Source organism: Mesorhizobium sp. WSM4306, from assembly GCF_007003975.1.
GTDB lineage: Bacteria > Pseudomonadota > Alphaproteobacteria > Rhizobiales > Rhizobiaceae > Mesorhizobium.
In genome coordinates, this window is the sequence record NZ_VFTC01000001.1 from 379,696 (window position 1) to 400,379 (window position 20,684).

Annotated in this window: 19 protein-coding genes; 8 read left to right on the forward strand and 11 right to left on the reverse strand. The window is 62.4% G+C overall.

Annotated elements, in window-relative coordinates:
* The first annotated feature begins 79 nt into the window (after positions 1–79).
* Together FJV77_RS01970 and FJV77_RS01975 are read left to right on the forward strand one after the other, a co-directional pair.
* Positions 80–1,615 carry a glycosyltransferase family 39 protein gene (locus tag FJV77_RS01970; RefSeq protein WP_246691112.1) on the forward strand — a complete coding sequence of 512 codons (1,536 nt, stop codon included), beginning with the start codon at positions 80–82 and terminating at the stop codon, positions 1,613–1,615.
* 56 nt (positions 1,616–1,671) lie between these two features.
* Complete coding sequence (locus FJV77_RS01975; protein WP_142865512.1) at positions 1,672–2,979, forward strand: Xaa-Pro peptidase family protein; 1,308 nt, start codon at positions 1,672–1,674, stop codon at positions 2,977–2,979.
* A gap of 15 nt (positions 2,980–2,994) precedes the next feature.
* On the opposite strand, the gene FJV77_RS01980 is transcribed toward FJV77_RS01975, so the two are convergent.
* The 3 genes from FJV77_RS01980 to FJV77_RS01990 all read right to left on the reverse strand — a co-directional run bounded on the left by FJV77_RS01980 (position 2,995) and on the right by FJV77_RS01990 (position 6,872).
* On the reverse strand, positions 2,995–4,815 hold the full coding sequence (locus tag FJV77_RS01980) for a hypothetical protein (protein ID WP_142865175.1): 1,821 nt from the start codon (positions 4,813–4,815) through the stop codon (positions 2,995–2,997).
* Positions 4,816–4,942: 127 nt separating this feature from the next.
* A complete protein-coding gene (locus tag FJV77_RS01985) occupies positions 4,943–5,770 on the reverse strand; it encodes a PhnD/SsuA/transferrin family substrate-binding protein (protein WP_142865176.1) in 828 nt (275 codons plus the stop codon).
* Positions 5,771–5,861: 91 nt separating this feature from the next.
* Positions 5,862–6,872, reverse strand: coding sequence for a fatty acid desaturase (locus FJV77_RS01990; RefSeq protein ID WP_185970168.1), 1,011 nt, complete (start codon positions 6,870–6,872; stop codon positions 5,862–5,864).
* Between the two features lie 230 nt (positions 6,873–7,102).
* Here FJV77_RS01990 and FJV77_RS01995 point away from each other — a divergent pair, with 230 nt between their 5' ends.
* Positions 7,103–7,960, forward strand: a complete 858-nt coding sequence (locus tag FJV77_RS01995; protein ID WP_142865177.1) for a helix-turn-helix transcriptional regulator — start codon at positions 7,103–7,105, stop codon at positions 7,958–7,960.
* 115 nt (positions 7,961–8,075) lie between these two features.
* Entirely contained in the window at positions 8,076–9,098 is a 1,023-nt protein-coding gene (bmt, locus tag FJV77_RS02000) for a betaine--homocysteine S-methyltransferase (RefSeq protein WP_185970169.1), read from the forward strand.
* Positions 9,099–9,108: 10 nt separating this feature from the next.
* Here bmt and FJV77_RS02005 read toward each other — a convergent pair whose 3' ends face one another.
* The 7 genes from FJV77_RS02005 to FJV77_RS02035 form a co-directional block, all read right to left on the reverse strand.
* On the reverse strand, positions 9,109–9,381 hold the full coding sequence (locus FJV77_RS02005; protein WP_142865179.1) for a hypothetical protein: 273 nt from the start codon (positions 9,379–9,381) through the stop codon (positions 9,109–9,111).
* A 364-nt stretch (positions 9,382–9,745) separates the two neighbouring features.
* Positions 9,746–11,884, reverse strand: coding sequence for a VWA domain-containing protein (locus tag FJV77_RS02010; protein ID WP_142865180.1), 2,139 nt, complete (start codon positions 11,882–11,884; stop codon positions 9,746–9,748).
* Between the two features lie 2 nt (positions 11,885–11,886).
* Positions 11,887–12,447, reverse strand: coding sequence for an RNA polymerase sigma factor (locus FJV77_RS02015; protein WP_142865181.1), 561 nt, complete (start codon positions 12,445–12,447; stop codon positions 11,887–11,889).
* A 225-nt stretch (positions 12,448–12,672) separates the two neighbouring features.
* Positions 12,673–13,851: an NAD(P)/FAD-dependent oxidoreductase gene (locus FJV77_RS02020; RefSeq protein WP_142865182.1), complete on the reverse strand. Its 1,179-nt coding sequence runs from the start codon at positions 13,849–13,851 to the stop codon at positions 12,673–12,675.
* A gap of 160 nt (positions 13,852–14,011) precedes the next feature.
* Complete coding sequence (locus FJV77_RS02025) at positions 14,012–14,743, reverse strand: dienelactone hydrolase family protein (protein ID WP_142865183.1); 732 nt, start codon at positions 14,741–14,743, stop codon at positions 14,012–14,014.
* A 112-nt stretch (positions 14,744–14,855) separates the two neighbouring features.
* A complete protein-coding gene (locus FJV77_RS02030; protein WP_185970176.1) occupies positions 14,856–15,533 on the reverse strand; it encodes a hypothetical protein in 678 nt (225 codons plus the stop codon).
* Positions 15,534–15,628: 95 nt separating this feature from the next.
* Positions 15,629–17,203: a trimethylamine methyltransferase family protein gene (locus FJV77_RS02035; RefSeq protein ID WP_142865185.1), complete on the reverse strand. Its 1,575-nt coding sequence runs from the start codon at positions 17,201–17,203 to the stop codon at positions 15,629–15,631.
* Between the two features lie 261 nt (positions 17,204–17,464).
* Here FJV77_RS02035 and FJV77_RS02040 point away from each other — a divergent pair, with 261 nt between their 5' ends.
* Positions 17,465–18,163: a cobalamin-binding protein gene (locus FJV77_RS02040; RefSeq protein ID WP_013531175.1), complete on the forward strand. Its 699-nt coding sequence runs from the start codon at positions 17,465–17,467 to the stop codon at positions 18,161–18,163.
* Positions 18,164–18,251: 88 nt separating this feature from the next.
* Here FJV77_RS02040 and FJV77_RS02045 read toward each other — a convergent pair whose 3' ends face one another.
* Positions 18,252–18,392 (reverse strand): entericidin A/B family lipoprotein, encoded by a 141-nt coding sequence (locus FJV77_RS02045; protein ID WP_112565267.1) that lies wholly within the window; start codon positions 18,390–18,392, stop codon positions 18,252–18,254.
* Between the two features lie 65 nt (positions 18,393–18,457).
* Between FJV77_RS02045 and FJV77_RS02050 the strand changes: the two genes are divergently transcribed.
* The 3 genes from FJV77_RS02050 (at position 18,458) to FJV77_RS02060 (ending at position 20,681) form a co-directional block, all read left to right on the forward strand.
* Positions 18,458–19,087, forward strand: a complete 630-nt coding sequence (locus FJV77_RS02050) for a DUF1638 domain-containing protein (protein WP_142865186.1) — start codon at positions 18,458–18,460, stop codon at positions 19,085–19,087.
* A 115-nt stretch (positions 19,088–19,202) separates the two neighbouring features.
* The gene (locus FJV77_RS02055) at positions 19,203–19,778 is read left to right on the forward strand and encodes a DUF4893 domain-containing protein (RefSeq protein ID WP_142865187.1); all 576 of its coding nucleotides are present in this window, start codon (positions 19,203–19,205) and stop codon (positions 19,776–19,778) included.
* Positions 19,779–19,898: 120 nt separating this feature from the next.
* Positions 19,899–20,681 carry a formyl transferase gene (locus FJV77_RS02060; RefSeq protein ID WP_142865188.1) on the forward strand — a complete coding sequence of 261 codons (783 nt, stop codon included), beginning with the start codon at positions 19,899–19,901 and terminating at the stop codon, positions 20,679–20,681.
* The last annotated feature ends 3 nt before the right edge of the window (positions 20,682–20,684 follow it).

A 20,684-nucleotide genomic window follows, 5' to 3' on the forward strand; every position in this document is an offset into this window, starting at 1 on the left:
GGCGACAGCGTGTGTGAGATCGTGTAAGGGGCCATCGGCAGTGGCCGCAGGCTTTTCCCTCGATGAGAAGACGATCCCCTTGCAGTATCTAGAAAAATGGACGGACTGGCTGTGCGAAGGCAAGGTCGGTCCTTTCAACGCCGCGCTGGCCTGTCTCGCGGTCTATTGCCTCGTCCAGATCGTGGTGATGGCGCTGTTGTCCCACATCGTGGGAACCGGCGTCGGCGTCGACGATTCCGAACAGCTGATGTACATGCATTACCTCTGGGCCGGCTATGGCGGCTCGCAGCCGCCTCTCTATACGTGGCTTGCCCGCCTGGTCGCCGGCGTGCTCGGGACGAACATACTCGCGCTCAAGATCGTGAAGTATCTTCTGATCGGCGTGGCGCTGGCGTCCGCTTTCATCGCTGTCCGCCGTCTCGGCTATTCCAGCCGGGCTGGCGCCGCCGCCATGTTCGGCCTGTTGTTGTTTCCGCAGATGGTGTGGGAGATGCAGCATGCCCTCACCCACTCGATTGCCGCCTTCTGTTTTTCAGTGGTGCTGTTTCTTGCGCTCGTCGAACTTGTGCAACGCCGATCGCTGTTAGCTTATGTGCTTTTCGGTGTGGCTATCGCTGCCGCGATCCTGTCGAAATACAACAATGTGATTTTTCTCGCCGCGCTGATCCTGTCGACGCTTTCGCTGCGCGAAACACGCGGCGTCGTGCTGAATCGCAGGTTTTTGATCAGCGTGGCGGTGGCTGTGCTGCTTTGCCTGCCGACATTCTACTGGAGCCTGACGCACACCGACCAGCTGCTGTCGCACGCCGGCGGCTTCGGCATGGCAAGGGAAAATGGTGTGATCCAGAAGGCGCTCACTGGAGTATGGGGACTCGGCAAGGCGATGCTGAATTTCGCCGGGCTGCCGGCCGGCATATTCGCGGTGGCTTTTCTCATCGCAAGGAACAGGCCGGCGCCATCCCTGCAACCGCCGCCATGGGCCGAAAAGCTGGTATGGCGCACCATCGCTTTTGCCTTTGCCATCACCATCGTGCTCGTCCTTGCGAGCGGCGCCACGCAATTTCGCGATCGCTGGATGCTTCCCATACTCGTGCTGCTGCCCACAGCACTGGCCATACACATGGACGCCAGGGGAGACCGCGGCAGGAAGGTGCAGGACATCGCCGTGTTTGTCGGCGCGACGCTTGCCATCCTTGTGTTGCCATTGACCTGGTATGCGCATCTTTATGGCGGTGACAGCCGCGGCAGCGTTGTGCGCATGGACTACACGGCGCTTTACGCTCAGCTGACGGCAAACGGACCGATCCGCACAACGGTATCGAGCTGGCACTGGTTGGGAAATCTGCGTCTGATCGATCCCGATCTCATCGTCCTCGATGAGGAATTGCCGGACTTCAGCCATCTGCTGAAAGAGCCGGCAGTGCTTGTCACGACGAACGACAAGGAAGATGTCGGCGCCGTCCTCGAGCTGCTGGATCAGGCTGGCTATGTGGCAGATGGACCGCCGCAGCAGCTTGCTGTGCCGCAGCTGTTCGGCAGCGACCCGCCAACCCGCATAGTGACGGTCACGCGGTTGAAGAAGGTAACGGCCGCGGCAGGCGCAGCACCACAATAGCATCGGCAGGGAGGCCTCGGGTGGAGAAGCAGGGGTTCGGTCGTCACCGCAAGATCATGCCGTTCGAGCCCGGCTCGGTCGAGGCCTTGCGCGATGCCTCGCGCCAGAAGGCGGCGTCGCTGAACCAGCACGTGCTGGGCTATGGCGCGCTGGCCGAGGCCGAGTGGGCCGCGGCAGCCATCGCAGCACCCGACCTTGACGCGATGCGTCAATACCGGCTCGGCCGCATCCGCGCCGAACTGAAGCGCCGTGGCTATGCCGGCGCCCTGCTCTACGATCCCGTCAACATCCGCTACGCCACCGATTCGACCAACATGCAGCTGTGGGTCGCGCACAACCCGACCCGCCACTGCTTCGTCGCCACTGAAGGACCTGTGGTGCTGTTCGACTATTTCTCCTGCGAGCATCTCTCCGACCATTCCGGCGTTGTCGACGAGGTGCGGCCGGCGGTGTCGTGGATGTATCTCTATGGCGGCGAGTTGACCGACCAGAAGGTCCGTCGCTGGGCCGCCGGCATCGCCGATCTGGTCAGGGAGCATGGCGGCGGCAACAGCCGCATCGCCGTCGACCACATCAATCCCGAAGGCGTCGAGGAGCTCGCCCGGCTTGGTATTGCCATCGGCAATGGCGAAGCGGTGATGGAAAACGCGCGGCTGATCAAGTCGCCCGACGAGATCCTCGCCATGCGCCGCGCCATCGTCGCCTGCGAGGCGGCGATGGGCGAGATGGAAGCGGCGCTGAAGCCGGGCATTTCCGAAAACGAACTCTGGGCCGAGCTGCATCGCGGCAACGTTGCGCGCGGCGGCGAATGGATCGAAACCCGACTGCTGGCGTCAGGGCCGCGCACCAATCCGTGGTTCCAGGAATGCTCATCGAGGGTCATCGAAGCAAGTGACCTCGTCGCCTTCGATACCGACCTGATCGGCCCCTACGGCTTCTGCGCCGACCTGTCGCGCACCTGGCTATGCGGCGACGAAAGGCCGTCGAACGAGCAGCGCGACCTCTTCCGCATCGCCGCCGATCAGATCGCCCACAACACCGAGCTTATGCAGCCCGGCATGTCCTTCCGCGACCTCGTCGAACGCTCGGTGGTTCCGCCCGGAGACTGCTTCCCGACCCGCTACGGCGTGCTCTATCACGGCGTCGGTCTGGCCGACGAGTATCCGACACTACCGCATGCCAGCGACTGGACGCCAGGCACGCCCGACGGCGTGCTGGAGCCGGGCATGGTGCTGTGCGCGGAAAGCTATATCGGCAGGCTTGGCGGACACGAGGGCGTCAAGATCGAGGAGCAGATCCTGATCACCGCGACCGGCAACGAGCAGCTCTCAACCTACCCGCTGGATGCGAGGCTGCTCGGCTGACTGACGGCGGAGCTCTCAGTAATCGCAGTCGATCTTGCGCTTTGCCCGGTCGAAGACGCTATCGAACCGCCCCCGACCAATGGTCTGGTCCTTGGCCGAGACAGCCTGCCAGGTCCGCTCCTTGTCGGCACCCATGCCGGCCAGCGTGTTGATCGCCAAGTCGCCGTAGCTGGCATAAAGCGGGATGGTTCCCGCCCGGATACGCCCCAGAAATGGCTCCACGGCGGGTGCGCCCCGCTCTCCAAGTTGGCAAAGGCCCAGCACGCCAGCCAGATAGGAATGCTGCCAAAAATTGCCCTTGTCGCGTGGCTGCAGCGCAGCGTCGTCGATCAGATAGAGCATCGTCGGGATGGCATCGGCACCGAGCGCCGACAACCTCGTCAAGGCACGATAGGCGGCCACGCGCCGGGGCATATCCCTCGCCAACCTTTCGAGGTCGGCACGATGCGCCGGAATCACGTCGTCCGGCAGGTGTTGGATAGCGAGAGCCAGGTCGCCGGCTTGCCGTGCATCGATGTTGCCGACTTTGCCGACCTTGATGTCCAGCTCGAACAGCCTCGCGAAGAGCACTTCGGCAAGCCGCGCCATACTCTGCGGCGTCGCGTCCTTCGCATGACTGGCGGCCATGTAGACATGCCTTGGGATGTCCAACCGCCTGTCGTTGAGCACGGCTACGGCGAGATCGATATCGTCCTGCGACGCAGTCCGATTGTCACCCAGCCTGCTGAAGAAATCCTCGGCGAGGGAATTGGTGACGGCGTCGATCGGCTGAGGCTGACCGAGCTTCGCAGCCAGGACAACGGCGGCATCCGCCGAACCAGCCGGCAGCGCAAGCTTCATGCCGAGCGCGTGGACGACGAACCCGCTCCAGTCGGGTCGTGGGCCGAACCGGTCGAGGTGGGTGAGCCGAAGCAATCGCGGGAAGCCGATGCGAATATCGAACTGGTAGCCCGTCACGTAGCTTGGCAAGAGCAACGGCAGCAGCCGATAGGAAGCAACGCTGGTCGATCGATAGACTTCGGAAAAACGGCCTCCCACCTTGCTCTGCACGGAGATGCGGTAGACCGACATCGTGTCTGCCGTCGGATCGAGCCCCTGATAGTCGTCCAGCCCGCGCTTGACCTGCCTGGTGCTGACCACGGTATCGGCTTCCGACAGCGGGGCCTCGGCCTCGATCAGGCAATTGCCCTTGGCAATCTCGATCCGCATGCGCTCCGAGGCTTTAGGCGCTTTGAAATCCCGGGGACCACCGAGATCGAGGAGACGCGCATCGATGAGTTCGACCAGCGGACAAGAAGCTCGGTGCTCCATGTGGAAGGTCCTGGCAGTGGCCGAAAAATCGACCTCGGGCATGTCCTTGTCGTAGTCGAGCACCATGATGCGCTGGACGCTGCCGGTCAGCAGCGCGCGCATGCAGAAATCGTCGCAATGCGTCTGGGTTTTCGTCCAGAAGACGGATTGATCGGAACGAACCGCCAGTGTCCCGGTCTGGAAAGGCCGCAGAACCTGGTCGTGGTCGCCCGACACCAGCGCCGTCGTGGTCTGGTCCATCGATCTATTGATCAGGAAAGGTGGCACGGCAAGCAGCGCCGCCGCAATCAAGGGGCTGGTCAGCCAGGCCAGCCGAGCTGGAATGCGAAAGCTGATGGCCCAGGTCAACAGCACGAACAGAAACACCGGTGGGATCAGCGCCATCAGTATGGCGATCGGGATGCCGACGATGCTCATCGCCGCGACGATCGCCATCTGCGGAAAGAGCAGACACGGTATGGCCGCCAGTCCCAGGACCAGCAACACGGCTCGGAACGTCCATCTCTGCACAGTTGCGGCGGCCATATGCACCATCCGGCGAAGTCCCGTGCAGGCTGCACGAAGATGGTGATGGTCGCGTAAAGATCGGCCTCGGGCCGGGTCTATCGACGGGCAGAGTTAGCGAACGGTTGCGCCCGGCAACCAGCAGCTTTCAACCTACCCGTTGGATGCGAGGCTGCTCGGCTAGACCGGCCAGGGCTTCGCGCAGCGCCCTGACTGTTTTTTCCGGCGTCGTCCTGGCAGTGATGTATGGCAGGCCTTTGCGCCGCGCCGTCCAGCCGACAACCGCCACCTTCTGGGCGGCAGGCTCGAAACGCTGCGCCAGCGCCCAGCTCTCGCAGTCGATCGCGGCGACGTCCGCTTTGCCCTCGGCAACCGCGATGATCGAACCGCGATGGCCGCCACTCTCGCTGCGCGACGAAAAGATATCGAGACTTTCGTCGGCCGCTTGCAGGTCTCGCGTCAGCGCAATGACGCCCGACATCGAATCGAGACTGTTGAAGGTGAAGCGCTTGCCACGCATGAGATCGAGCGGCAGCAAGGCTTTGCCGTCCGTAGGCGAACGAACCTGTGGCCCCTCGCCTGTCCGCATCACCAGCGCGCTCGAATAGAGTTCGCCCTGACCGCCCTCGCAAGCGTCGTAGCTCGGCTGCCCGACCACCTGCACCTGCCTGGACAGGCCCAGTTCCATCGGCCCCCAGCAGGTCTGCGCGAACAGCAGCGCCGGATGCAGCCAGAGCTGGTGACGGTCGAGTTCGTTCGGCGACAGCGTTGCCGGATCGGGCGCGATCAGTCTGCCCTCGGCGTCGTGGATGCCGCCCGGCACCGGCGGCAGGTCACCATTGCGGCGCACGATGGCCTGCGGCGCATCGATGCCCTTTTGCCTGAAAGCCTCGCGCAACCCGGCCCATTGTGCATCGACCTCGTTGCGCACTTCGGGCCAGTCATACATCGGCAAAGCCGCAACCAAGTCACTCATGCCGACACTCAATCATCATGTCACAGGAAAGGATCGCAAAAACGCGGCGTCCAATCAGAATTGGCCGACACGGGTCCTGGGATGCCCCGGATTATTCCTTGGGCGGCTCGGCGGGAACCGGCGCGCTGCCGAGCCCGCTAATGCTGCGCGCCCTGACGCGCGGCTTGAACGCCCTGCCCGGCTCGGCCTGGCGGCGCAGCACCGGGTGAACGATCGGCTCCTTGGCCTTGAAGGCGTAGGCTTTGATCAGCGCAAAATAGTTCGGGTAGGCATAGCCATTGTTCATCCGCAGCCACTCGTCGCGGCGGTCACGAAACAGCTTCGGCAGCTTGTACCATGCAACCGTCGGTGTCTTGTGATGGACGAAGTGCAGATTGTTGTTGAGGAACAAGAACGACAGCGGCGAGCGCTCGATGATCACCGTGCGGCCCTCCGGGTGCTCGGACCACTGATGCTCGGCGAAGGTGCGGACAGCGATCAGCGACTGGCCGAGCCAGACCGGCACCAGAATGTAGAGCCATACGGGGATGCCGAAGCCGAACTGCACGACCGGCAGCACGATGGCGAGACCGATCGCATGCAGCAGCCATGCCTTGCCGATCACCTTGTCGCCGGCAATCATTTGCTTGGCGTCGTCGATGAAGAAACCGATGCAGGACAGCCATGGGCCGAGAAAGAAACGGCCGACCATGGTGTTGTTGATCTTGAGCAGGAATTTCATCGTCGGCGGCAGATCGTCATGCATCCACAGCGCCTGGTAATAGCTCTCGGGATCGTCGAGCGGATCGGTCAGTCGCTCGTCGGCGTGGTGGCGCAAGTGAAGCGTCTTGAAGCGACGGAACGGCCAGACCAGGCCGATCGGCAGGAAGACGAAGGCTTCATTGATCAGCGCGCTGCGCGTCGGATGGCCATGCAGCACTTCGTGCATGATTGACGACTGCAAGGCCAGGATGAAGCCGAGGAGAATGAGAGCCAGGATTGGATAAGAGGGCCAGAACAGCAGACCGACAGCAAGCCATGTTCCGTAACAGAAGAAAGCGAGGATCACGGTCGGCCATTCGATGGCCGCTGCGTTGCGTCGCTTGATGCTCTTGCCTGCCATGCTATCGACCACTGTCCTTCAGTCGCCGGAACCCCAATTGGTTCCTGACAGCATAGTGTCAGGAGAAGCGATTCCACTCAACGAGACAAAGTGTACAAAATGTTGCGATTGCGCATTTTTGACTGCACATGTTACACATTGTAAACAACCTTAGGGATTCATTTACGCCTGGAGCCCTGATTCGGCGGCTCTGGCGCAAATTTTTCCTCAAAGAGCGCGGAGAACGAACAGTGGACAAACGGGACCTGTCGGGCATCTTTCGGGAGCGTCTGAAGCTGCTCCTGACACGATCCGACCTCAACCAGTCGGCCTTCGCGTCAGCAGTCGGCATCGATCGGTCGGCGCTGTCGCAACTGATGTCCGGCGCTTCGACGCGGCTGCCGCGCGCCGAAACGCTGCTCAACATCGCCGCCGAATTCAAAGTGTCTCTGGATTGGCTGCTTGGGCTGAGCCAGGACGAAGGCGTCACCGGCGAAATTCGCGAAAGCCTGGAGATCGAGGAGGCGCCCGACGGTTTCGACCGCACGCTCTTGGCCAAATGGTTTGCGGAAGCCGCGGGCACCAAGATCCGCTATGTGCCGGCCGGCATTCCCGACCTGCTGCGCACACGCCAGCTGGTCGATTACGAAGCCAACATCACCAACCGCAGCCGTCTGGCGCAGGCCAGCGAGACCCAGTACCGCATCGAGTACAACAGGCGCCCGGAGACCGATATGGAGGTCTGCATGCCGCGCCACACGCTGGAGATTTTTGCCCGCGGCCTCGGCGTCTGGGATCGGTTTCCCGAGGCAGACCGGCGGCAGCAGCTCGCCCATATGGCGACGCTGCTTGACGATCTCTACCCGACCTTCCGCCTGTTTCTCTATGACGGCCGCATGCGCTACTCGATCCCGCTGACCATCTTCGGTCCCTACCGCGCCGCCATCTATGTCGGCGACATGTATGTGGTGCTGAATGCCACCCAGCCGGTGCAGGCGCTGACCCGGCATTTCGACAATCTGATCCGCGCCGCCGACGTCAACCCGCACGAAGCAGCCGCCTTCGCGCGCAATCTGGCCGGCGCGTCGTTTCCGTCGGGTTCTGCCTGATCGTCAACGCCCCGGAAAGGTTCGCAGCGCGGCGACCGCGGGCCGCAAACACATTGACTGGACATAAAGACTTCTTTATATCCTTATTCCATTCGAAGATTTGAAAGCCGATCCGATGACCACGACCAATCCCATCGACGCATTGCTGGCCGAAAAGGGCGTGCTGCTGGCGGACGGCGCCACCGGCACCAATCTGTTCGCCATGGGACTGGAGGCAGGCGAAGCGCCCGAGCTGCTCAACGAGTCAGCGCCTGACACCATCACCAGCCTGCACCAGAATTTTGTCGATGCCGGCGCCGACATCATCCTCACCAACTCCTTCGGCGGCACCCGCCACCGGCTGAAGCTGCACCATGCCCAGGACCGCGTGCATGCGCTGAACAAGCGCGCCGCCGAGATTGCCCGCGCTGTCGCCGACAAGGCCGGCAGAAAAGTCATCGTGGCTGGCTCGGTCGGCCCGACCGGCGAGTTGCTGGTGCCGCTCGGCGCCATGACTTATGACGAGGCGGTCGAGGCCTTCGCCGAGCAGATCGAAGGTCTGAAGGAAGGCGGCGCCGAAGTCGCCTGGATCGAGACCATGTCGGCGCCGGATGAAATCCGCGCTGCCGCCGAAGCCGCCATCCGCGCCGGCCTGCCCTACACCTATACCGGGTCGTTCGACACCGCCGGCCGCACCATGATGGGTCTGTTGCCCAGGGATATCCATGGCGTCATCGACGGGCTGTCGCAAAACCCGCTCGGCGTCGGCGCCAATTGCGGTGTCGGCGCCTCCGACATCCTGGCGTCGCTGCTCGACATGACCGAGGCCAAGCCGGAGGCGACGGTCATCGTCAAGGGCAACTGCGGCATCCCGGAATTCCGCGGCACGGAGATCCACTATTCCGGCACGCCGGAACTGATGGCAGACTATGTCAGGCTGGCGGTCGATGCCGGCGCCAAGATCGTCGGCGGCTGCTGCGGCACCTCGTTCCAGCACCTTGCCGCCATGCGCAAGGCGCTCGACGCGCACACCAAATCCGAACGCCCAACCGTCGAGACGATCGTCGAGCGCATCGGCCCGATGCGCAACAAGGTGGCGACGGAAAACACCGCCGAGACCAGCGAAGCCCGCCGCGAACGTCGCCGCAGCCGAGCCTGATATCTGGAGTTTATTCGCTGTTTTCAGCGTAGCGCGACTGCGCGGTCCTGAAATCCTGTGCGTTGCTGTCGCCATTGCCGGCCATCGTCACCAGGTCACCCGATGACTGCGGATTGCCGATCTGCTCCAGCATGACGCGGAAGCGGTCGTTGTTCAGCGCCGACATGGCGGTGTTCCGGGCCTGTGCGACATCGTCGCTGATGCGCCTGGATTCCGGCGACAACGCCGCCGATCCCGACGCCTGCGTGTCTCTAACCGCCGGCGTCGTGTTGCCAATGTTCATGATCTGCAATTTCCGGCCCCCTCAAGCCCAGTCTCGAGCCATGGAATAGCATCAAGGGAATTGCGATCACGTTCTGGAATAGCAACGCAATTTAACGATCGACCGAGCAATCGTTAGGATCTGTTGAGATTCAGGTCAGGCCGAGCCGAGAATGGTGGTTCCCGAGAACCGGAGCGGAGCGCACTTGAAGTACGTGAGCACCGGAAGCGCAGGGAACCTCCATTCGCAGGCCGGCATCACCTGAATATCAATTGATCCGAAAAAAGGCCGGCAAGGTTTCCCTCGCCGGCCTGCCTCACCCGCCCGTAGCCGGTTCCCCCGTATCAGAACGACCCCCGTCTGAAAGGAACCGGCTGTATTGCCACTACCGGTTACCGCCCAGCGCCGAGGCAAGGCGCACAAGCGAAAGGAACTCGGACCTGTACCCAAACGGGTCGGCTCCTCGGGCGGCGGTGGCAATCTCCATGATCTTGTCGTAACCGAACTTCGCGGTCGCATCCTCGTCGCGCAGCTTCTGGCCGAAGGCGGCGACAGCGACGGAGAAGCGCTGGTCGGTGCTGGCCTGGTCGAAGGACTGGACCTCGTTGGCCGACGTCACCGGCGTGGTGATCAGCTTCGAGACATCTTCGTTCGGCAGCTTGTAGCGGATCTTGACGAAGGCATATTCGTCGGCATTGGCGACGCCGCCATTGTTGACCGTTGCCTGGCCGTAGCGCAGCGGATCCATCTGCTCGCCGCCACTGCCTTTCGGCGTGATCTCATAGATGGCGGTGACCGAATGGCCGGAGCCGATATCGCCGGCATCGACGCGATCATTGTTGAAGTCTTCACGGTTCAAGGCGCGGGTTTCGTAGCCGATCAGCCGGTATTCCGAGACCTTGTTCGGGTTGAACTCGACCTGGATCTTGACGTCCTTGGCGATGGTGAACAGCGTCGAGGAGGCATCCTCGACCAGAACCTTCTCGGCCTCGGCCAACGTGTCGATATAGGCGGCGGTGCCGTTGCCGTTCTGGGCGATGGTCTGCATCATCTGGTCGTTTAGATTGCCGCGGCCGAAGCCGAACACCGACAGGAAGACGCCGGTCTTGCGCTCCTGCTCGATCAACCGCTTCAGGTCCTCGTCATCAGTCTGGCCGACATTGAAGTCGCCGTCTGTGGCCAGCATCACACGGTTGATGCCGTCCTTGACGAAGGATTGCTGGGCAAGCTTGTAGGCTTCCTTGATGCCCGCCTCGCCGGCCGTCGAGCCGCCGGGCGTCAGATTGTCGATGGCATTGAGGATCTTGTCCTTCTCGGTGACCTTGGTCGGCATCAGCACCGTGCCGGCGTCACCGGCATAGGTGACGATCGAGATGGTGTCGTCAGCCTTCAGCTTGCTGACCAGCAGCCGGAAAGCCGACTTGAGCAGCGGCAGCTTGTCCGGCTCGTCCATCGAGCCCGAGACGTCGATCAGGAACACCAGATTGGCCTTGGGCTGCTCGACCGGCTTGATGTCGAAACCCTTGATGGCGACGTGCATCAGCTTGGTGTGCCCGTTCCACGGCGTCGGCATGACGCTGACCGTCGAGTTGAACGGCGTCGAGGCCGAATCCGGACCCTTCCAGTCATAGGGGAAGTAATTGACCATCTCCTCGACCCGCACCGTGTCGGCCTGCGGCAGGTAGCCCTGCTTCAGAGAGCCGCGCACGAAGGAATAGGAAGCGGTGTCAACGTCGATCGAGAAGGTCGAGACCGGATCCTGAAGGGCTGCATGCACCGGATTGGTTTTGAAATCCTCGACGCGGTCGCGGTTTGGCTCCTGCGGCGCAATCTGGTCGGCCGGCAACGTGGAAGGCTGCTGCGGCGCCACCAGCTTGGATTCGGCGGTCCCCTGGACACGGCTTGCCCGCGCGGCATCGGCTGCTGGCGCAGGTGGTGCCAGCTGCATGATAACTCTGCCACCCGATGGTGCGGCCTCGGTGCTTGGCGCAGGCTCGGGCGCCTGCTGGTAAGTCTGCAAAGTGCCGCTCTCGCGTTGGTTCACCGTCGCCGGAGCCTCGGTCTTCGGGGGCGCGGTCGGCGTAACAAGCGCATCGTTGACGTCGCGGCTTCGCACCTCGGCGTCGGCATCGGCCTTCTTCAGGTCGCCTTCGGGCGCCTGCTTGTCTTTTGCCGGCGCGTTGGTTGCCGGCTTGTCGGCCAGCGTTTCGGTGATCTTCTCGTCGTTGCCGAACGGCGACGGCTGTTCCCTCAGCATGTGGAAGGTGGCGTATCCGGCGATCGGCAGGGCGACGAGCCCGGCAATGGCTGGCGTGGCGATGAGTTTCTTTTGCATGATCTCGCTCCAGAGCTTTTGTGCTCGCTCTGTGAGACGCAGCCCGCCAACCGATCCTTGGGTGGCGGCAGAAATATTTTCTTGATCATAGGCGCGCATGGCGGCTTCGAAGGCGCGTGCCTTAGCGCTCTCGCCCGGCGCCGGTACTGCTGCATCGCGCAGCCTGTTGAGTTCGTTGTCGTCGACCATTGTCACACTTCCCCGGCTGAACGCATCAACGTCTTCAGCCGTTTCTTCGCTTCATGGATGTGCCAGGAAACCGTCGTCTCCGAGATTGCCATCGCCTCGGCGGCGGCCGCGTGGCTCAAACCTTCGCCATAGACCAGAAGCACTGCATCGCGCTGCTTGTCCGGCAATTGCCGCACCGCTGCCCAGAGCGCCTCCGTGGGATCTTCGGGTTCGGCCGAGGCCTCGCCCGATATCATGCTGTAGGCGCCGTACGCCTCGGTCTTGACGTTTTCGCGCGTGGTCTTGCGCATCATGTCGCGCGCCGCATTCATCGTCACGGAATAGAGCCATGTCGTGAACACACCGCCGCCGCGATAGTCGCGAATGGCCTTGCCGAGCCGGACGCAAACTTCCTGGGCAATGTCTTCGGCATCGGCCTTTTTTCCGCACCAGCGATAGGCGGCGCGATAGACGAAGTCGTAGTGCCGCTCCAGCAATTTGCCGAAGGCACCCCTATCTCCGCCCTTCGCCCGCCCGATCAACTCGGCGTCGGAGGCTTCGCTTTCATCCAGCATCATCGCCATCATTTGCCTGTTGGACGAAGGCTAATGGCCAATCCTTGGGGTTATGGAAAGATTTTTTTCCGGAGCAACGGATTCCAGATGCGCCATGCGCGACAGGTGTGTGGAGATTCAGGTCAGGCCGAGCCGAAAACGGTGGCTTTCGAGAACCGGAGCGGAGCGTACTTTTGGTACGCGAGCACCGGAAGCACAGAAAGCCGTCGTTTGCAGGCCGGCCTCACCTGAATATCAACACACCTGGCCTGCGACCCAGCCGGACGACCATGCCCACTGGAAATTGTAGCCGCCAAGCCAGCCCGTGACATCGACGACTTCGCCGATGAAAAACAGTCCCGGCACCGATTTCGCCTGCATCGTCTTCTGGTCGAGCCCGTTGGTATCGACGCCGCCAAGCGTCACTTCGGCGGTGCGGTAGCCCTCGGAGCCGGCCGGCTTGATGCGCCAGTCGTTGACGGCGGCTTCGACGGTTTTCATCTGCAGGTCTGTCAGGTCAGCGAGATTGCCGTCGATGCCGGTGCGCTCGGCGACCGCTTGTGCCAGGCGCTTCGGCAGATGGTTTGCCAGCACCGTCTGCACCGCTTGCCTGCCATTGACGCGCCGGGCGGCGCGAAGCAGCTCGGCCACATCCATTCCAGGCAGCATGGCGATGCGGATCTCGTCGCCCTCGCGCCAGTAGGACGATATCTGCAGGATGGAAGGCCCGCTCAAGCCCCGATGTGTGATCAGCATCGCCTCCGAAAACCGCGTCTTGCCGCAAGCGACTTCGGCATCGACGGCGTTGCCGGCCAAGGGCGCCAGCCGTTCGAGCGTCCTGGCGTCGAAGGTGAGCGGCACCAGCGCCGGCCGCGTTTCCACCAGGGCGAGGCCGAATAGTGTTGCAACCTCGTAGCCAAAACCTGTCGCGCCCATCTTGGGGATCGACTTGCCGCCGCAGGCAACGACCAGAGACTGGCATGCGATCGCACCGCTGGAGAGGCTCAGGGTAAACCCTTCCGCGGTCCGGCTGACATCCCTCACCTCGGTCGACACCGCTAGTTCCGCACCCCGGTCCTGCATTTCGGAAACCAGCATGTCGATGATCTGGCGCGCAGAGCCATCGCAAAACAGCTGCCCCAGCGTCTTCTCGTGATAGGCGATGCCATGGCGTTCGACGAGTGCGATGAAGTCGCGCTGCGTGTAGCGGCTAAGCGCCGAGATGCAGAAATGCGGATTGCCCGAGATGAAATTCTTCGGGCTGGTATGAATGTTGGTGAAATTGCAGCGGCCACCGCCCGAGATGCGGATCTTTTCGCCGGGCTTTGCCGCGTGATCGAGCACCAGAACCGAGCGGCCGCGCTTGCCTGCCTCGATGGCGCACATCATCCCGGCCGCACCGGCGCCGATCACCACGACATCATAGGATTGCATCAGGCTGTTCGTTCCCGCTCGACCTGCGGTGTTCTAGAGCAATTCCAGGAAAAGTGTGAAACGGTTTTCCGTCCGGAATTGCGTTAAAACAAAGAGTTAGAGCAGGTCGCCGTTTCCGTGAAACGGTGAACTGCTCTAGCAGGCCACCAACGGTAAGAAGTCAAGCCAGCGTTTCGGCAAAGAACGCCAGCAGCCGCTTCCAGTGGCGTTCGGCGCCGGCTTCATCATAGGAGCCGTGGTCCGGCATGCACCAGCCATGGCCGGAGCCGACATAATTCTCGATGACGTGGTCGACCTCGGCGACCCTGAGCGCTTCGGCCAGCCGCGCCGACTGCTCCGGCGGAAAGCTGCGGTCGACGCCGGCGGTGCCGATATAGACACGCGCCTTGATCGAGGCTGCCTTGCGGTGCGGGCTGTCGGGAGCCTCGCTCGCCAGATTGCCGCCATGGAAGCTCGCCGCGGCAGCGATCCGATCGGGATAGGTGGCCGCCGCATTCAGCGCCCGGCCGCCGCCCATGCAATAGCCCACGATGCCTACCGGCCCGGTAATGCCTTCCGCGGCCAGCGCGTCAAGGAAGGCGCCGCTATCGCGGATGGTCATGTCCTGCGTCGTGCCGGTAACCAGCGCCATCAGGGCTACTTTGGTCTCCTCCACGGCAAACGCCGTTTTGGCATCGAACGGGCCATAGGGCGCACTGCGATAGAAAAGGTCCGGCACCAGCGCGGCATAGCCGTGCCCCGCAAGCCGCTCCGCCATCTCATCGAGCACGGGGCGTGGTCCGAAGGCGTCCATATAGAGGATCACGCCTGCCTTCGCCGGGCCGGCTGGGCGAAACAGCCCCGCTTTGGCCACGCCATCCTTGGTCTCGATCTCGATATCTCGCTTGGCCATGGCCCGCTCCGTTTGAGTGTCGCGCGATACATATCCGGGACAGACGGCTGGGCAAGTCAGTCCAGGACCCGCCGCGTTCACAAATCCGTATCGCCGGCCGGAGATGGTCGCCTCAGCGGATGAACGCCGCCATGTGAAAGGCCTGTACGTCAGGGGGATAGCGATAGACCGTGCCATAGGGACAGGCGTTGCGGTCGAGGCAGCCGCCGCTCCGGCAAGGCGAACCGTTCGCTCCGCGCACATGCGCGAGGCACGACTGATAGGCAAACCCTTCAGTCGAATAGGCGTCGACCGGACAGGATTTAATGCAGGGTTTTTCGACACATGTGTCGCAAAGGTGAATCGATGCCTCAGACGCCTCAATCGAGATCTCGTCCTCGAACAGCAGCGCGCCGCGATAGGCATGCCAAAGCCCGTACTTCGGATGCATGAGAATACCGAGCGGCGACGGTTTTAGCCCCTCAGCCCGCATCGCCCATTGCTGGAACGGCAGATACGGCCTGTCGGATGGCGACACGGCGCGCGCGCCAAATTTTTCCGCCACCGCGCCGATCACCTGGCGTGACCACGTGTCCAGCGGATTGGCGATAGTTTGCGGTTGTCGCTCGCGCCAGCGCAGGAAATGCGGCCACGGTGCCGCACCCGCCTGCCCCACCAGAAGGGCTGATTTGGCGAAAGCGCCTGACAGGCCAGAGGGCGGCTCCTCGCCTTCGGCGAAAGTGACGCAGCCGCGAAGAATGAGGCCGTTGGCGGAAAGCGCGGCCGCTATTTCGTCAGCCCGGTCGCGCACAATCATCCCTTCTGGTCCGGGTCGGAGAATGCGCTCCGCCAGACTTCCTTGTGGATGATGTTGGCGACTTTAGCCCCGCCTGACTCGGGCTCCTTTCAAGTGAAGGCGTCAGCCATCGACGCCTTCTTCGTCGCGATGTAGTCCTTCAGGCCGTCGTCGATGCCCGGATCGAGATACGGCGCCTCGTAGGTTTCCAGCCAGCGGCGGGCGAGATCGTTGGCGCGTTGCGGCGCGGTCTTTTCGCCCTCGGCCAGCCACTGCTCGTAGGAATTGTTGTCGGCGATGCTGGAACGGTAGAAGGCGGTCTGGAAATTCGCCTGCGTGTGGTCGCAGCCGAGATAGTGGCTGCCCGGGCCGACCTGGCGGATGGCGTCCATCGCCTGGCCATTTTCCGACAGGTCGACACCCTCGGCGAACTTCTGCTGCATGCCGAGCTGGTCGATGTCCATCATGAATTTTTCGTAGCAGGATGCCAGTCCGCCTTCGAGCCAGCCAGCCGAATGCAGCACGAAATTGGTGCCGGCCAGAATGGTCGAGTTCAGCGTGTTGGCGCTTTCATAGGCTGCTTGTGCGTCCGGAACCTTGGACGCGCAGAGCGAGCCGCCGGTGCGGAACGGCAGGCCAAGACGGCGGGCCAGCTGTGCAGCGCCATAGGACACCAGCGACGGTTCCGGCGTGCCGAAGGTCGGCGCGCCCGACTGCATGGAGATCGACGAGGCGAAGGTGCCGAACAGCACCGGCGCGCCGGGACGGATCAGCTGCGTGAACGATGCGCCGGCGAGCACCTCGGCCAGAACCTGCGTGAGCGTGCCGGCGACCGTGACCGGGCTCATGGCGCCGGCAAGGATGAACGGCGTGACGATGCAGGCCTGGTTGTGACGCGAATAGACTTTCAGTGCACCCAGCATGGTTTCATCGAACACCATCGGCGAGTTGGCGTTGATCAGGCTGGTCAGCACGGTGTTGTTTTCGACGAAATCGTCGCCGAACACGATCTTGGCCATGGCGACCGTGTCTTCGGCCCGCTCCGGCGCCGTCACCGACCCCATGAACGGCTTGTCGGAATACTTTATGTGCGAATAGACCATGTCGAGATGGCGCTTGTTGACCGGCACGTCGACCGGCTCGCACACCGTGCCGCCCGAATGGTGGATGGATGGCGCCATGTAAGCGAGCTTCACGAAATTCTGGAAATCCTCGATCGTTGCATAGCGCCTGACGCCGTCGAGATCGCGCACGAAGGGCGGGCCGTAGACGGGCGCGAAGACGGTGGCGTTGCCGCCGATCTGCACCGAACGCTCTGCATTGCGCGCATGCTGGGTGTAGATGGGCGGCGCGGTCTTGAGCAGCGAACGGCAGAGACCCTTGGGAAAATGCACGCGCTCGCCCTTGACGTCGGCGCCGGCCTCTTTCCACAGTTGCAGCGCTTCGGCGTCGTCGCGAAAGATGATGCCGATCTCTTCCAGCACCGTATCGGTGTTGTTTTCGATAATCGCCAGGCCTTCCTCGTTGAGGACCTCATAGATGTTGATCTTGCGCTTGATGTAGGTGAGCTGCGTGCCCGGTCCGCCGCCCGAGCGGGCCGCGCGCCTTGCCGCCGCGCCGCCGCTGGCCGCACGCCCGCGCCGCGCATTGGACGCTTCTTGGTCGACTGACGCGTTCTCACTCATGATCGTTTTCCCTAAAAACCGTTTGCGGCCGCATATCGCAGCTTCTCGCCCGGATCGTAGCCATGCACCCTATTCGAAACGGCCCGCCAGCGCCAACGCCTGTCGCAAAATCGACAAGAATTCCAATAGATTTGCGGTCGCTTTCCTTTTGCGGGAAGTCGCAAATCAGCTATGGATACACGCCCCCGCCGGGTTAGGTATTGACGCGATAAATTTGAGCCGCCGCGATCTCATCCCCGCGCGGCAAGGAGCCTGAGAAAAATGTCCGACGACGAGATCATCCTCTCCGAGCTTTCCGACGACGAGTTGGTGCAGCAGATGCACGACGATCTCTATGACGGGCTGAAGGAAGAGATCGAGGAAGGCACCAACATCCTGCTCGAGCGCGGCTGGGCGCCCTACAAGGTGCTGACCGAAGCGCTGGTCGAAGGCATGCGCATCGTCGGCGAGGACTTCCGCGATGGCATCCTGTTCGTTCCGGAAGTGCTGTTGTCGGCCAACGCCATGAAGGCCGGCATGTTCATCCTGCGCCCGCTGCTCGCCGCCACCGGCGCCCCCAAGCAAGGGAAGATGGTGATCGGCACCGTCAAGGGCGACATCCACGACATCGGCAAGAACCTCGTCGGCATGATGATGGAAGGCGCCGGCTTCGACGTCATCGACCTCGGCATCAACAATGCGGTCGAAAAATATCTCGACGCCATCGAGCAGCACCAGCCAGACATCATCGGCATGTCGGCGCTTTTGACCACGACCATGCCCTACATGAAGGTCGTCATCGACACGATGAAGGAAAAGGGCATTCGCGACGACTACGTCGTGCTGGTCGGCGGCGCGCCGCTCAACGAGGAATTCGGCAAGGCCGTCGGCGCCGACGCCTATTGCCGCGACGCGGCGGTGGCCGTCGAGACCGCCAAGGACTTCATGAAGCGCAAGCACAACGTGCGCGCTTCAGCCTGATCTTTTCGGCAAGGCGCCTGGCCAACAATCGAAAGCCGCGCCTTGCAGCGCGGCTTTTTTGTTCCCAGCTATTGGAACGGTAGCGGCGTCAGGGTTTGGTGACCGTGTCGTCGATGGCTTTCGCGGTCGATTTGAGATCTCGGCCGACGCCGCGGACGGTGTTGGCGCAGGCCGTAAGCGCCAGGGCGCAGGCAAGGATTGCGATCGGCGCAACGCGTAACAGTTTCATGGACGGTTTATCCCTCTCTCGATAGATTCGCCCCACAGCAACGAAGGCCGCTTCGACCGGGTTCCATGGCAAGGATGCAAAAAACGAAACCGAATCAAGACGACAGGCTGCTGGTCATCGCCTGCGGAATGATTGCGCGCGAAGTTTTGGCCGTCAAGGAGCAGCTCAAGCTCGACCATCTCGACCTGACCTGCCTGCCGGCGGAGTTCCATTTCTATCCCGACCGCATCGCCCCGGCGATGGACAAGGCAATCGAAAAGGCCAAGGCGGAAGGCTATGAGCATATCTTCGTTGGCTATGCCGATTGCGGCACCGGCGGCCTGCTCGACCGGGTGCTGGAGAAGCACGGCGTCGAGCGCATGGCCGGACCGCACTGCTTTGCCTTCTACCAAGGCATGGACGCCTATGCGAAGGTCGCCGACGACGACATGATGTCGTTCTACATGACCGATTTCCTGTGCCGCCAGTTCGACGCCTTCTTCATGAAGCCGCTCGGCCTCGACAAGCATCCGGAGCTGATCAAGGACTATTTCGGCAATTACCAGAAGCTGATCTACATCGCCCAGACCGACGATCCCGAACTCGACAAGGTTGCCGAGAAGGCTGCGAAACTGCTCGGCCTCACCTATGAGCGCCGCGCGACCGGCTATGGCGACCTTACAGGCGAACTCGCGCAGGCTGCCGCACACGTCTGAAGCAATTCTCGAGCAGAAACGCTTTCAAGCACGGATGACAGGCCGCCGCGAACGGATAAGTTGTGCGCCTCAAGCAAACAGGCTGATTCAGCCATTTGAAACATGGAAAAGCCCGATGACCCCTCGCATGCTGATCGCCGCCCTTGGCCTGCTCTGTTTCGCCCTGCCCGCTCACGCCGACGGCGAGGTGCAGAAGTTGATCACGCCAGCCGACAAGGCGCGGCTCGACAAATATGGCGAGACCCGGAAAGCTGCCCTTGAAGAGGCGAAGGCCGGCGACCCGGCCGAGGTTAGCGAACTCAACGCCTTGCTGGCCAAGCCCCTGGTCGCCTTTTCCGACAAGGATCTGACCGGCAACTGGCAATGCCGCACCATCAAGGTCGGCGGCATCAGTCCGCTGGTCATCTACGGCTGGTTCAAATGCAAGGTGAGCGACGACGGCTTCGGCTGGCGGCTGGAAAAGACCAGTGGCTCGCAGCGCACCACGGGCCGTTTCTTTGATGATGGCGAAAAGCGCGCCATCTATCTCGGTTCCGGTTATGTCAATGACAACAAACCAAAGCGCTATGGCAGCGGCCTGGAAAGCGACCAGGTCGGCTATGCCTTCCGCAACAGCGCCAGCGCGTGGCGCATCGAATTCCCGGCGCCCTATTACGAATCGCATCTCGACATCATGGAATTGAAGCGCTGATACACAAGCTTTTCGCCGGCCGGACGGCTGGCGCGGTCATCAAGATTTAACCCCGCCTGGCACAGAATTGAGCCAGGCAGCGCACTGGAAGATGGTTGCGCGCCGGCAAGAGGGTGCGCCATGGCTTCAGCGATTGGGAAAAGCACTGCGATCGTTGTCGTCACCGAAGGTGGGCCGCACATCTGGGCCATCGTCAACGCCATCGCCGACCGGCTCGGCGCTGTCAGCGTCATCCTCGAAAGCCCTGAATCCAAAAAGCAATTGCTGCTTGGCCGCGCCTGCCGCCAGGGTTGGTTTTCCGCCATCGGCCAGCTCGGTACGATGGTGCTGACCAGACTGGGCAAACGCTTCTTTGCCAGGCATGCGGCGCGGCTGATTGCCGGGCAGAAATTGCAGACCGAGCCGAAGCCGGGACAAAAGATCATCCACGTGGCTTCGGCCAACGCGCCCGACTGCCTGCAGGCGATCGCCGATATCCGACCGGGCGTGGTGCTGCTTGCCGGCTGCCGGCTGTTGTCCAGGCAGACACTGGCGCAAATGCCTTGCCCGGTGCTCAACTATCATGCCGGCATCGCGCCGAAATACCGCGGCATGAATGGCGGCTACTGGGCGCTGGCTTCCGGCGATCCCCAGAATTTCGGCTCCACGGTGCATCTGGTCGATGCCGGCGTCGACACGGGCGACGTGCTGAAACAGGCGCGCGGCAGGCCTGAGCCCGGCGACACCATTTCAAGCTATGCGTTGCGCCAGGCGGCCTTCTCGCGCGATATCTGTATAGAGGCGGTCCGCGATGCGCTGGACGGCAAGCTGGCGACCATCAAGCCGGATCTGCCGTCGAAACAATGGTACCACCCGACGATCTGGTTCTATCTCTGGACCGGTGTGCGCCGAGGCGTGTGGTAGGCG

Bases quoted from the DNA above. Each gene is read 5' to 3' on its own strand.
- FJV77_RS01980 (WP_142865175.1), bottom strand. From the start codon at position 4,815: ATGGCCGCCGCAACTGTGCAGAGATGGACGTTCCGAGCCGTGTTGCTG.
- FJV77_RS02025 (WP_142865183.1), bottom strand. From the start codon at position 14,743: ATGGCCAAGCGAGATATCGAGATCGAGACCAAGGATGGCGTGGCCAAA.
- FJV77_RS01985 (WP_142865176.1), bottom strand. From the start codon at position 5,770: ATGAGTGACTTGGTTGCGGCTTTGCCGATGTATGACTGGCCCGAAGTG.
- FJV77_RS02020 (WP_142865182.1), bottom strand. From the start codon at position 13,851: ATGCAATCCTATGATGTCGTGGTGATCGGCGCCGGTGCGGCCGGGATG.
- FJV77_RS02015 (WP_142865181.1), bottom strand. From the start codon at position 12,447: ATGGCGATGATGCTGGATGAAAGCGAAGCCTCCGACGCCGAGTTGATC.
- FJV77_RS02060 (WP_142865188.1), top strand. From the start codon at position 19,899: ATGGCTTCAGCGATTGGGAAAAGCACTGCGATCGTTGTCGTCACCGAA.
- FJV77_RS02055 (WP_142865187.1), top strand. From the start codon at position 19,203: ATGACCCCTCGCATGCTGATCGCCGCCCTTGGCCTGCTCTGTTTCGCC.
- FJV77_RS02040 (WP_013531175.1), top strand. From the start codon at position 17,465: ATGTCCGACGACGAGATCATCCTCTCCGAGCTTTCCGACGACGAGTTG.
- FJV77_RS01990 (WP_185970168.1), bottom strand. From the start codon at position 6,872: ATGGCAGGCAAGAGCATCAAGCGACGCAACGCAGCGGCCATCGAATGG.
- bmt (WP_185970169.1), top strand. From the start codon at position 8,076: ATGACCACGACCAATCCCATCGACGCATTGCTGGCCGAAAAGGGCGTG.
- FJV77_RS02005 (WP_142865179.1), bottom strand. From the start codon at position 9,381: ATGAACATTGGCAACACGACGCCGGCGGTTAGAGACACGCAGGCGTCG.
- FJV77_RS02045 (WP_112565267.1), bottom strand. From the start codon at position 18,392: ATGAAACTGTTACGCGTTGCGCCGATCGCAATCCTTGCCTGCGCCCTG.
- FJV77_RS01975 (WP_142865512.1), top strand. From the start codon at position 1,672: ATGCCGTTCGAGCCCGGCTCGGTCGAGGCCTTGCGCGATGCCTCGCGC.
- FJV77_RS02050 (WP_142865186.1), top strand. From the start codon at position 18,458: ATGGCAAGGATGCAAAAAACGAAACCGAATCAAGACGACAGGCTGCTG.
- FJV77_RS02010 (WP_142865180.1), bottom strand. From the start codon at position 11,884: ATGGTCGACGACAACGAACTCAACAGGCTGCGCGATGCAGCAGTACCG.
- FJV77_RS02035 (WP_142865185.1), bottom strand. From the start codon at position 17,203: ATGAGTGAGAACGCGTCAGTCGACCAAGAAGCGTCCAATGCGCGGCGC.